We start from the raw sequence: 12,119 nt of genomic DNA on the forward strand, positions 1-12,119 counted from the left end.
AGGAAGGAGCGGGCGAACGATGACGATCATGCTGCTCTCAGATCATCGCGCATTTCCTGCGCTACGTGATCAAGCCCTGCCAAGTTTGGGGATTTTCACGTTACACCCAACGTTCAATGTCGAACCAATTATGAACACTCCCAGTGTGCAGCGCGTCCACGAGGCCCACAGCGGAGTCCACGTGGTTATTAAGTCGTTTGAGCATAAAACTGGCTTAGATGGCCGCCGTTTTTTGCCAGCCTATTCGCGAGCCTTATTGAGCCGCGAAGCCACCACCTTGGCCCAATTGCACGCGCTTGGGTTTGCCCAAGCACCCTATCTTGTGCCCCGCCCACTTGCCACCGACCCTGAGCGCCTGTTGCTGATTACTGAATGGTTGCCAGGCCAAAGTTGGGGCGCGATTCTCGAAACCACCTTGCAAACCCGCAATTTAGGCCCATTGATGGCCTATGTCGATACGATTACTGGTTGGCTAGCAACCTTGCACCGCCGTACTGCCACCACCGATAGCATTGATGTAACCAATGCATGGGAATATTGGGAAAAATTGCTACGCCAATTGCGTGGCCAAGGTTTGCTGAACCATGCTGCATTGGCCAATTTGCGCATGCTGCAAGCCCATTGGGCAGCCAGCGGCGTGCTCGAACAAGGCTTGCGTTCGATGATTCATGGCGATGCAACGCCAGCCAATATGCTGTTTACCGCCCCCGCTGAACTTGCATTAATCGATTGGGAGCGATCCCGCCACGATGATCCAGCGATTGATATTGGCTGTATGGTGGCCGAATTGAAGCATGCCTTCTTCAACATGCTTGGTGATGCAACTGCTGCCGAGTGGCTGATTCGGCGGGTCTATGATCGCTATGGCTTGTTGAATGATTTTGATCAGGCAGAATTTGCCTCATTTACCCAGCGTGGTCAATTTTATATGGGCTGCTATTTGCTGCGGATTGCCCGCAACGAATGGTTTAGCTGGGACTATCGCCAACGCTTAGTGGCGGAGGCGCAGGCATGTCTGGTCGTCCGCTAGTCTTGTTTGATGTCTATGGCACGCTGGTTGATGTGCACACCGATGAGCATCAACCAGCGCTGTGGCAACATTTGGCCCAGTGGTTGCGCTATCGAGGCGTGGCTTGCACTGCTGAATATTTACATACGCGCTATTTTGCTACTATGCAAGCCAATTTGCCAGCTCACGAACGCTATCCCGAATGGCAAACAGAACAGGTTTGGGCTAGTTTGCTGGCCGAGTTTGGGCTTGATCCTGCTGAGGCTGTTAGCATGAGCCAATTATTGCGGGTGCTGAGCATCAAGCATCTGCGGCTTTTTCCTGAAACTAAGCAAGCCTTGGAACTTTTGCGCCAGCACTACCAACTTGGCATTGTTTCTGATGCTCAACGAGTAATTGTGCTGGCCGAATTGGCTGAACTAGGCATAGGCGAGTATTTTGCGCCAATTATCATTTCCTCGGATTATGCTTATCGCAAGCCCGACCCGCGTTTGTTTGGCCATGCCTTGGCTCAAGTGCCAACTTCCGCAACCAAAATTTGGTATATTGGCGATAATGTATTGCGCGATGTTCAAGGCGCGCAGCTCGCTGGGTTGCATGCAGCCTGGGTTAAGCGCCCGCAAGCCACCACTGAAGCCTCGCAGCACACCCCCGATTTGATTGTGCCCGATTTGCTGAGCTTTGTTCGCCATCTCATCGAGCAGCACTCAACATAAAACGAACGCAGTCGTTAACAACTGCGCTCGTCAAAGCTAGCGATTAATGCTTATGCTTAGGGGCAAATTGGCGTTGCCTGCTCGCGAACGGCTACCGCATCGAAGTGATAATCACGGCTTTGATCTTGAAGATAGAACTCAACCCGCAAGGTTGGATGATTGCTGGTTGGATAGTAAACCGTCTCGACACATTGCCAACCAGAACCAACCGTGGTGAAATTCTTATAGCCATTGGTTGGATTGATCGGCGGTGGGCTAATTCCCCATAATGCGACAGTACCATTCAACGCCACGCCGCTTGGCGAGCGAACCCAAGTTGCAGCCCGATAGACATGATTTGCTTCGACCGGATAGACAATATCTTGAACAACTGAGTTGCATATACCCGAACCATTGCGCTTAGCCACGAGATAGCCAGTGCCTTCATAGGCTCCATTGGTGGCACGACTAATCGCGCATGCTCCTGAAGGTAACCAGCCTTCGGTTGCTTGTTCAATTGATGGGTTTCGTATTGGAATGCTGGGGCAAAGCGGATTTGCTTGTTCGCTGAACTGGACATGATCAAAATGATAGTTGCTGCCCATATCATTAAAATAAAACTCTGCCTGCTGCGATGGATAATTATTACTTGGCCGAAATACTGTTTCAACACATTGCCAGCCAGTCCCGCTGGTCGTGAAATTTGTAGAGCTATCTTCATTTGATATTCCATCAAATGCCCACAACCTAACCGTGCCATTCAGGGGATTGCCATTTGGTGAACGAACCCAAACCGATAAGCGATACGTACGGTCTGCTTTGAATAGCTGACTCGTTTGTTGATAGAACGAGTAGCAGGTTTCAGACCCATTGCGATTGGCAACAAGGTAGCGATTGTTATTAAGAGCCGAGCCTGAGGTTGTGTATATGGAGCAAGATGCTTGGCTAGACCAACCGATGGTTCCCTGCTCAAACGACGGATTTTCTAGCGGAATGCTAGGGCAAAGCGGATTTGCTTGCTCGCTTAATTGCACATGATCAAAATGATAATCACCATTATTCGAGCGCAGATAAAACTCAGTTCGTAGGCTAGCAGACGCGCTCGTCGGAATAAAGGTGGTTTCGACACACTGCCAGCCTATACCCACAGTGTTAAAATGGCTATGGCTATTCGTATTTAAAGTTGGGCCTATGCCCCATAACGCCAGCGTCCCATACAGAGGTGTACCATTTGGCGAACGAACCCATACCGCTAGGCGATAGGTATGGTTGGCTTGGAGTGAGTAGGCTACATCTTGATAGATCGAGCTACAGGCTTCCGTGCCATTGCGATTAGCAGCGAGATAGTGATTGCCATGAATAGCCGAACCTGCATAGGTGGTTATGTTACATAGGCCATTCGTTGCCCAGCCTTGGGTTGAATTTTCAAATGAAGGATTGATCAACCCTATCTGTGATGTTGTGTTTGTGCTATTGAGTTGGGCTTGAAATTGCCTTTGGTCAAAGTTCAGCCCAACCAAATTAAACATCAAGGCCAGCAAGCCTAAAAAACTGAGTGTTCTTGCTCCAGCGTGCATACAATAATCCTCCAAACAATCCGAAATTGGGATCTTTGGTTGTAATGTAGTAGTGGCGATAGGATTAGTGTAGTTGGGGTCGAATGGCCTGAATAGTAGGAAACCTTGCAGGGCTTTGCTCTGATTTGCTGGTTAAGAGGCTTTTAAATCGAAACCACGCCTTTTCATGAAAAGGCGTGGCTTGCTGAAATTCGCTTATTCAGCGCTGATTTCGGCCAAGGCTACGCCGCCACTGACTTGTTGGCCTTGACGATAGGGCAATTTGGCGACGGTGCCAGCGTGGGGCGCAGTCACGGTGTGCTCCATCTTCATGGCTTCCATAATTAATAATGGCTGACCAGCGCTGACGTGCTCGCCTTCGGCAACGAGGAGTTTGATAATCGTGCCTGGCATGGGCGCTTCAAGGCTGGCATCGCCTTTGTGCCCGCGCTGTTGCTCAAGGTTGGGTGCTGGTGCAGGCGCAATCTGATAGCCAACGCCTTGCCAAACCAAGCTATGCTGCTCAAGCTGGGCTTGATAAATTTGGTCGGCTACTCGCACAACCATGCGATTCAGATGGCGACGTAGTACCACGATTTCAAATTGCTCATCACCGATCGTGATTAGCCATTCTTGGGGTGCTTGCGGCTGCGCTTTGAGCGCAAGTGTTTCTCCGGCGCTTTGATAGCGCAAGTGATGGGGCATCTGCGCGGCGCGCCATGGCACATTCCATGGGTCGGCAACTAAAGCAGCGGCAGGATCAGGCTCCAAATCAAACAAGGCGCGGGCAGCTAACGCCAAATTGGGTGGCAATTGCTGCTGCTGTAATTGCTCGCCAATCGCGTGAGTTTGCAGAAAATCGGTGGTGGTTGCGCCTTCGTGGTAGGCTGGCGTGTTAATAATCGCTTGCAGCAAAGGAATATTGGTAGTAACCCCTGCCACCTCGAAATGTTGCAGCGCATAGCGCAAACGGGCAATCGCTTGTTGGCGCTGCTCGCCCCAGACGATCAATTTTGCCAACATTGGATCATAATTAATCGTCACATGATCGCCGACCGTTACCCCAGTATCAAGCCGAATCCCTGGGCCTTCTGGCGGTGTGTAGCTGGTTAATTGGCCAATTGAGGGCAACATTTGCACTGGATCTTCAGCATACAAACGCACTTCAATCGCATGGCCAGTTTGCTGAATTGCCGCTTGATCAAAGGGCAAGCGTTCGCCGGCAGCAATCATAATTTGCAATTGCACCAAATCCAAACCCGTCACCAATTCGGTCACTGGATGCTCAACTTGCAGGCGGGTATTCATTTCGAGGAAATAAAACTTGCCATCTGCATCGAGCATAAACTCTTGAGTGCCAGCATTGGAATAATTAACAGCTTGGGCCAAACGCACTGCTGCTGCACCCATTGTGGCGCGTAATTCAGGCGTTAAGGCGATTGATGGCGATTCTTCGAGCACTTTTTGATGGCGGCGCTGAATTGAGCATTCACGTTCGCCAAGATGCAGCATCGTGCCATGCTGATCGCCGAGAATTTGAAATTCAATATGGCGTGGGCGTTCGATCAGCTTTTCTAATAAAACATGCTGATCGCCAAAGGCTGCGAGGGCTTCGCGTTGGGCCGCCGCCAAGGCTGGCAAAAATTCAGCCACACTATGCACGCTGCGCATCCCTTTGCCACCACCGCCTGCTGAGGCCTTGATAAGCAAAGGAAAGCCAATCCGTTCAGCTTCGGCCAGCAAGCGTTGTTCGCTTTGATCGTCGCCGTTGTAGCCTGGAACCGTGGGCACGCCAACCGATTCGGCCAGCCGTTTGGCGGCGCTTTTTGAACCCATTACCTCGATGGCTTCGGCGGGCGGCCCAACAAAGGCGATGCCTGCGGCGCTACAGGCGCGGGCAAAATTGGCATTTTCTGAGAGAAAGCCATAGCCTGGGTGAATTGCTTGCGCCCCAGTTTGTTGGGCAGCGGCCAGCACCGCCTCGATATTCAAATACGATTGAGCAGCGGCGGCTGGGCCAATTCGAATCGCTCGATCGGCCTCGCGAACATGCAAGGCGCGCGCGTCGGCATCGGAATACACGGCGATTGCCTCGATGCCCAATGAGCGACAAGCCCGAATTACCCGCACCGCGATTTCGCCTCGATTGGCAATTAACAAAGAGTCGAAGTAGGTCACCGTTGACACTCCGCACTAGCGATGCAGGCAGTTGCTTGCACCGTTCACGACAAATGCAGCCATTGATAGCGTTGATCAGTGGTTGCCACCATTATACCGCCCTTACTGCTTGTGCGGTGTGTCGCTAACCTCGGTTAAAATAGGCTTGTTAATATTGAGGAAGCAGTATGACCGAACAATCAATTGATGAACTCTTGCGCTCGGCCAAAGCGGCAGCGAATCAAGGCCAGATTGAACAAGCGCGAAAATTATTAAGCAGCATTGTGCAACGCGATCCCAACCATGAGCAAGCTTGGCTTTGGCTCAGTGGCGTGGTCGATTCCGCCGATAAAATGCGCTATTGTTTGGATCGCGTGCTGGCGATTAACCCAAGCAATCAGCTGGCGCTTTCGGCGCTAGAAGATTTTGATGATCTCGCTGAGCAGCGTTTTCGCAACCAAACCCAACCTTTGGAAAGCAAAACCGTGCCACTTCCTAGTGAAACTGTGCCACTTCCCAGTGAAACCGTGCGGCTTGACGCTCCCGCCCCAGCAACGCCAAAACCGCCCAAGCCAAAACCGCGTGCCCGCACTGCTGCGATGCCGCGCCCACGCCCAGAATCGATGATTGAATCGGGCACGGTGCAGGGGGTGTTACAAGGCCACCAACGGGTAACGTGGGGCTATATTGGGCTATGGGCGGGGTTGATTGCCGTGCATATGCTTTTGTTGCGCGCGCCGAATTTGGCCGAACAAAGCGTTGTTCAAGCGGTGGGCGTTGTCGCGCAGTTTGGGTTGATTATTGCGCTGATTCAACTGCCAGCATGGTGGCTATTGCTCAACAACCAAAGCCGCATTCAGCACGAAACCTTGGGCCGTACCAGCTATTTGGCCTTGCTAAGCGCTATGCTTTGGCGTAGCAGTTTGCTCTTAATTATAGGCATTGGCGTAGGATTAATTGGCCTTTGGTGGGGCGAGCCATGGTTGGCGGTGTTACGCTTGGCCCAATTATTGATTGTGGCTTGGAGCGTGTTTAATTTGATGACCCAACTCTTGCGCCCAGCCATCCCTGGCCTCGACCTTGATCGGATTGCTACAGCCAAAATGACCCAAGCCACCTTGATTTGGTTTTGTGTTTGGGCAGTCAGCTTAATTGGGGCATGGCTTTGGTAGTTAATAGCTGTTCATCAATTTATTACATCGCTGACCTAGTTTGTACTCAGGGGCCGTGCTACTATAAAACCGTTCAATACTGCTAGGAGGACCCAATGTTCAAGCGAATGTGGAGCTTGATGCTCGCGTTAACAATGGTGTTAGCAGGCTGTGGTCAAGAAGCTATCACTGCTGAAAACATCGTTACCAAAATTCGAGAAGGCCAAGCCAATACCAACGATGTTCATGCAGTTATGCGCGTCGACTACAGCTCGGATCAAGCGACTGGCTTTATCAAGGCCGAAGTTTGGTCGAGCAAAACCGGCAACAAAGATGCTGATGGCAATGAAATCAAAGCCTTCCGCGCCAAAATCCTTGATGCCAACGATGCCAACATGGTTGGCGTTGAAGTCGTCAGCGATGGCACCCAAGGCTGGTTGTACGAGCCTGCTGAAAATAAAGTGTATGTTGGTACCGCTGCTGAGTTGAGCCAATCGCAAATGGGCCAACCAGATCAAGAGCAAGGCCAAGGCGGTCGCGGTCGCATGGACCAAACCGCAATGCTTGGTCAATTGCAAAGTGTGGTTGAAAAAGGCTTGGATGCCTTGACGATCACCATCTTGGGCGAAGAAAAAGTTGCTGGCTTTGATACCTATAAAGTAAGCATTGCCCCAAAGGCAGATACCCAACAACAATTGCCAATCGATCTTTTGGTTGATATCAATGTTTGGTTAGAAGATAGCAACTGGATGCCTGTCAAATTTGTGCTTGATGCCAAAGATATGGGCAATGTCAGCTTTGCTGCCGAAACCCTCGAAGTCAACAAAGGCATCGACAAAGCGGTATTCAGCGCCCAGCCACCAGCAGGTGCTGAAGTCGTCAAAATTGCCGATATGATCAAGGAAATGGAACAAGCTGCGCCAACCACCGATTTGACCTTGGATCAAGCCAAGACCCAAGCAGGCTTCAGCTTGTTGGCTCCGAGCGAAACCTTGGGCACCAACTTGAGCGATGTTCAATTGCTGAAGCTTGCTAAAGCAACCACGGTGATCCAAACCTACGCTGGCGCTGACCTCGAATGGACTTTGGTTCAAGCCAAGGGCGATGATCCAGATGCTAAGATCGAACGTGGCGGCACGCAAGTAACCGTCCGTGGCGTTCAAGGCACCTTGATTGAAGGCCGTGGTAATGTTGGGGTTGTCTTGACTTGGCAAGAAGCCGATGTAACCTTTGTGATCACTGGCAACATCGATGGCGAACAAGCCACCAAGATTGCTGAAAGCCTCAAGTAAACCTCGATTACTCTAAAACCGAAGGCGTGCCTAACGATATGTTGGGCACGCCTTTTTTGATCGTTGGCTGAATTTGGGTAGTTCCCAACATCTAATGCACGGTTGATTAGGCTAAGCCGCGATAGGCTCCGCCATCAATTAAAAACGTTTGGCCCGTGATATAGCCAGCGCGAGTTGAGGCGATGAAGGCGATCAAGGCGCCAATTTCGTCGGGCTGGCCCATACGGCCAACTGGGGTGTTGTTGGTAATGCCAGCAGCTTCTTGCTCGAAGCTTGTGCCTTTGTTGGCCGAGCGTGCAGCAAAAATTTCGCTTACTCGCTCGGTTAAGGTAAAGCCTGGGGCAAGGTTGTTGACGGTAATTCCGCTTGGCCCAAGCTGCGTTGCCAACGAACGTACCAAGCCAACCACGCCAGGCCGAATCGCACTGGAGATCAGCAGATCGTCCATTGGTTGCTTGACGGTGGCGCTAGTGATGGTGATAATTCGGCCCCAACCAGCAGTTTTTAAATGCGGTAAGGCTACCCGAATTAGCCGCACAACGCTCATAAATGTTAGGTTCCAGCCCTGCTCCCACGCTGCATCATCGAGATTATCAAAATAGCCTGGTGGCGGGCCGCCTGCGTTGGTCACTAAAATGTGCAAGCCGCCAAAATGGGCTACGGTTTGTTCGATTGCGTGTTGAATTGCTGCTGGATCGGTCACATCGGCGACAACTGCGAGCACGTCGCTATTGGTTGCGGCCTGAATTGCGGCGGCAGTTTGCTTTATTGTGGCCTGATTGCGGCCACAAATTGCAACCTTGGCTCCTTCGCGGGCCAATTCCAAGGCTGCTGCATGGCCCAAGCCTTGGCTACCAGCCGCTACGAATGCCACTTTATCGGCTAAACCTAAATCCATAGATAACCCCCCTTGAAAAGGATGAAGGATGAGGGATGAAGGATGAACACTTTATTGGCTAGCGATAGCTATTTTTATCGATAGAAGCGAATCATAGCATCTAAGTTCCAACCCTCTGAAAAGGATGAAGGATGAAAGAACGATACAAAGGATGAGGGATGAAGGATAAAAATACTATTTGAAAAGGATGGAGGATGAAGGATGAAATTGTCCTGAAATTTAGTAAGGATTGATCAATTTAAACAAATAGGTTACATGGTTGAAAGGATGAGGGATGCAAGCCAAACGCCAATAGTTCAGTAATCTGTGGCGAAAATAAGGAATGAAGGATGAATCGTTATTAAAGGAAATGACTCCCTCATAATTCATCCTTCATCCTTCATAATTGCTTAGGCTTGGTACGTGCCGGCAGTGGTTGTGCCGCCTTTACCAGTCCAGTTGGTGTGGAAGAATTTGCCACGTTCTGCATCGACCCGTTCGTAGGTGTGAGCGCCGAAGTAATCGCGTTGGGCTTGCAACAAGTTGGCTGGCAAATTGCCAGTGCGATAGCCATCGAAGAAGGCCAATGCGCTCGACAAGGCTGGAACTGGAATCCCAGCAGTGACCGCGTGGGCAATCACGCGGCGCCAGGCTGCCTGCGATTGCTGCACTTCGTTGCTGAAATAGGGGTCGAGCAATAAATTTACCAATTCAGGATTATTGCGATAGGCTTCTTCGATTTTGCCCAAGAAGGCTGAGCGAATGATACAGCCACCTCGCCACATCAAGGCAATGCCGCCATAATTCAGGTTCCAGCCCTGTTCATTGGCGGCGGCCCGCATCAGCATATAACCTTGGGTATACGAAACGATTTTGGCTGCATACAAGGCTTCGCGCAGATCGTTGACCAAGGCCGTGCGATCGGCAGTTGGTTGGTCGGCGGGGCCGTTGAGCACCTTGGCTGCCTCGACCCGTTCGGCTTTGAGCGCCGACAAGAAGCGGCTAAACACAGCTTCGCCAATCAACGTCAGCGGAATGCCATTATCCAAAGCTGAAACAACCGTCCATTTGCCAGTGCCTTTTTGGCCTGCGCTATCCAAAATCTTATTGACCAGCGGCGCGCCATCAGTATCGCGGAAGGCCAGAATATCGCTGGTAATTTCGATCAGATACGAATCGAGCTTGCCTTGGTTCCATTGGCCAAACACGGTGCTCATTTCATCGGCGCTGAGGCCGAGCGAACGCATCACATCGTAGGTTTCGCCAATTAATTGCATGTCGCCATATTCGATGCCATTGTGAACCATTTTAACGAAGTGGCCTGCGCCGCCTTCGCCAACCCAATCGCAACATGGCGAGCCATCATCAACTTTGGCAGCGATGGCTTGGAAAATGGGCTTGACATGGGGCCAGGCTGCTGGCGAACCACCAGGCATAATTGAAGGGCCATGGCGCGCCCCTTCTTCGCCGCCAGAAACCCCGGTGCCGATGAATAACAAGCCTTTGGCTTCGAGGTCGGCGGTGCGGCGGTTGCTATCGCTAAATAACGAGTTGCCGCCATCGATGATAATATCGCCTGGCTCAAGCAATGGCACCAATTGATCGATGGTGGCATCGACCGCGCTGCCAGCCTGAATCATCAACATAACCCGACGTGGGCGTTTGAGCTTGGAAACCAACTCTTGCAACGAGTGTGCTCCAACCACGTTCGTGCCTTGGGCTTCGTTGGCCAGAAACTGATCAACCTTGCTGGTGGTACGATTATAGACAGCGACCACAAATCCGTGATCGTTCATGTTCAAGACCAAATTTTGGCCCATGACGGCCAATCCGATTAAGCCAATATCGGCTGTTGCATCCATGAGTTCTAAGCCTCCGCACAAAGAATGGCCTTCGACTCTCTCGCTTAACTATACCAGCCACAGCGTTGGGGCGGAGTAACAGCTTATTCTATTCTATACCAATCTTAGCATTTGAGACATGGTTTAGTTTAATTCTTCAATATCGTGAACGTACCAGATACCATCTTCATTAACTAAGGTGATTGACTCATACAGTTTAATCAGTGGTGATCGGGCAATCCGATTTGCTTTCGTAATCAATACCATTTCGCCTGAAATAATTTTAAGCGTAATTTTTCGATCTTTATCTTCTGAAATAACTTCGTATTCAATTGGAGTAACATAGGCTTTGGTGATCATGGGGGCAAATGCTGCCATATCTCCGCTAAATTCGCCGTTAAATCCTTCCATTAGTTGATCAGCATATGCTTCTGAGTTATTCCGATATTGGCGGCTAAAGTAGCGTTCGATTAAAGGTTTTCCGGTAATCTGATGCCCATTTGCGGTATAGGTTTGTGGATTAACGAGCATTTTAAAGAGATCATCGAGCATTGCCGTGGTGCGGTCTTGGGCGCTGACCTTTGGCGTTGGGGGCGGCGTTTTGACTGCATTGCTTAAATAACTAAGCCCAATACACAGCGCAACTAAGCCAAGTGTAGCAAAAACCAACCATTTTAAAACCTTGGCTGCCCTGCTTGGCTGCACATGAGGATAGGCAACTTGCCCATATTGGGGCTGGATTTGCCCATGCATTGGCGGCGCATAGGCTTGGTTGGGCTGCGCATAGCCAGCTTGAATCGGTTGGACATAGCCCATTGGCGCTTGCGGGTAGCTAGCTTGGATTGGCTGAACATAACTTGGTGGCGCAGCTGATATGCCTGCTGACAGATTGCTTAATTCTGCTAACGATGGAGTTGCGCTTGGAGCTAATGGCCGAATGCCTGTGTTCGGCGCACTGGTCGGGAGTGGTGGCGTGGCAATTGGATTGCTAGTCGGCGCTGCTTCAGTTGCATTGTTGCTAAACCATGTTGATTTTGGCAATTCAACGCTGGCAACTGCTGGCGGTGCTGTCGGAGCATCAAGCAATTGCAAACCGTGTTTGGCCGCAGCATTGGTTGGATCGAACGCTAAGATGCGTTGGAAACAATCGCGTTTTTGCTCTGTAGCTTCGACAACTTCAGCTAAGAACAGCCATGTTTCGACGTGTTTGCTATCAAGGCGTAAAGCTTGTGAAGCCAATTGCTTGGCTTTAGCGCGATCTCCTCCATGCAAGGCATTACGAGCCTCGGTTAATAATTCGGCGATGTGCATTGTTCTTCCCTCAATGGTTGGAGCCTTTGCTCAATAATCGCCCTAGTATAGCATTGCTTTGCAGCTTAATGTAGCGACTTTTGATGGAATATATTAATTACCATACGCTTGATGTGAGTTATGATGAAAGCATTGCTTGACAAACAAGGACGGAAGTCCCACGATGGAAGTGCTTACCCACCATCCGAAGGAGTTCCGTCCATGGCTAGTATAGCATTTTCTGACCTGAT

The 12,119-nt window shown here is 50.6% G+C and carries 9 protein-coding genes; 4 read left to right on the top strand and 5 right to left on the bottom strand.

What is annotated here, in order from left to right; translation table 11 throughout:
- Positions 1–19: 19 nt before the first annotated feature.
- Positions 20–1,030, top strand: coding sequence for an aminoglycoside phosphotransferase family protein (locus SE18_RS15570; RefSeq protein ID WP_054535395.1), 1,011 nt, complete (start codon positions 20–22; stop codon positions 1,028–1,030).
- On the top strand, positions 1,012–1,725 hold the full coding sequence (locus SE18_RS15575) for an HAD family hydrolase (RefSeq protein WP_054535396.1): 714 nt from the start codon (positions 1,012–1,014) through the stop codon (positions 1,723–1,725). The genes SE18_RS15570 and SE18_RS15575 overlap by 19 nt, the downstream gene beginning before the upstream one ends.
- Positions 1,726–1,781: 56 nt before the next feature.
- Here SE18_RS15575 and SE18_RS15580 read toward each other — a convergent pair whose 3' ends face one another.
- Entirely contained in the window at positions 1,782–3,281 is a 1,500-nt protein-coding gene (locus SE18_RS15580; RefSeq protein ID WP_054535397.1) for a carbohydrate binding domain-containing protein, read from the bottom strand.
- Positions 3,282–3,476: 195 nt separating this feature from the next.
- Positions 3,477–5,438, bottom strand: a complete 1,962-nt coding sequence (locus SE18_RS15585; protein ID WP_054535398.1) for an acetyl-CoA carboxylase biotin carboxylase subunit — start codon at positions 5,436–5,438, stop codon at positions 3,477–3,479.
- A 167-nt stretch (positions 5,439–5,605) separates the two neighbouring features.
- On the opposite strand from SE18_RS15585, the gene SE18_RS15590 reads away from it, so the two are divergent.
- Together SE18_RS15590 and SE18_RS15595 are read left to right on the top strand one after the other, a co-directional pair.
- On the top strand, positions 5,606–6,589 hold the full coding sequence (locus SE18_RS15590; protein WP_054535399.1) for a tetratricopeptide repeat protein: 984 nt from the start codon (positions 5,606–5,608) through the stop codon (positions 6,587–6,589).
- A gap of 95 nt (positions 6,590–6,684) precedes the next feature.
- Complete coding sequence (locus SE18_RS15595; RefSeq protein ID WP_054535400.1) at positions 6,685–7,860, top strand: outer membrane lipoprotein-sorting protein; 1,176 nt, start codon at positions 6,685–6,687, stop codon at positions 7,858–7,860.
- A 106-nt stretch (positions 7,861–7,966) separates the two neighbouring features.
- Here the strand turns inward: SE18_RS15595 and SE18_RS15600 are convergent, their stop codons facing one another.
- The 3 genes from SE18_RS15600 to SE18_RS15610 all read right to left on the bottom strand — a co-directional run bounded on the left by SE18_RS15600 (position 7,967) and on the right by SE18_RS15610 (position 11,889).
- Positions 7,967–8,758, bottom strand: a complete 792-nt coding sequence (locus tag SE18_RS15600; protein ID WP_054535401.1) for an SDR family oxidoreductase — start codon at positions 8,756–8,758, stop codon at positions 7,967–7,969.
- A 389-nt stretch (positions 8,759–9,147) separates the two neighbouring features.
- Positions 9,148–10,599 carry a decarboxylating NADP(+)-dependent phosphogluconate dehydrogenase gene (gene gnd, locus SE18_RS15605; protein ID WP_054535402.1) on the bottom strand — a complete coding sequence of 484 codons (1,452 nt, stop codon included), beginning with the start codon at positions 10,597–10,599 and terminating at the stop codon, positions 9,148–9,150.
- Between the two features lie 123 nt (positions 10,600–10,722).
- Positions 10,723–11,889, bottom strand: coding sequence for a hypothetical protein (locus SE18_RS15610; RefSeq protein WP_054535403.1), 1,167 nt, complete (start codon positions 11,887–11,889; stop codon positions 10,723–10,725).
- Positions 11,890–12,119: the final 230 nt, after the last annotated feature.

Origin of the sequence: Herpetosiphon geysericola (assembly GCF_001306135.1) — a bacterium.
Lineage (GTDB): Bacteria > Chloroflexota > Chloroflexia > Chloroflexales > Herpetosiphonaceae > Herpetosiphon > Herpetosiphon geysericola.

Coding starts and splice junctions, on each gene's coding strand:
- SE18_RS15570 (WP_054535395.1), top strand. CDS start 20: ATGACGATCATGCTGCTCTCAGATCATCGCGCATTTCCTGCGCTACGT.
- SE18_RS15575 (WP_054535396.1), top strand. CDS start 1,012: ATGTCTGGTCGTCCGCTAGTCTTGTTTGATGTCTATGGCACGCTGGTT.
- SE18_RS15580 (WP_054535397.1), bottom strand. CDS start 3,281: ATGCACGCTGGAGCAAGAACACTCAGTTTTTTAGGCTTGCTGGCCTTG.
- SE18_RS15590 (WP_054535399.1), top strand. CDS start 5,606: ATGACCGAACAATCAATTGATGAACTCTTGCGCTCGGCCAAAGCGGCA.
- SE18_RS15595 (WP_054535400.1), top strand. CDS start 6,685: ATGTTCAAGCGAATGTGGAGCTTGATGCTCGCGTTAACAATGGTGTTA.
- SE18_RS15600 (WP_054535401.1), bottom strand. CDS start 8,758: ATGGATTTAGGTTTAGCCGATAAAGTGGCATTCGTAGCGGCTGGTAGC.
- gnd (WP_054535402.1), bottom strand. CDS start 10,599: ATGGATGCAACAGCCGATATTGGCTTAATCGGATTGGCCGTCATGGGC.
- SE18_RS15610 (WP_054535403.1), bottom strand. CDS start 11,889: ATGCACATCGCCGAATTATTAACCGAGGCTCGTAATGCCTTGCATGGA.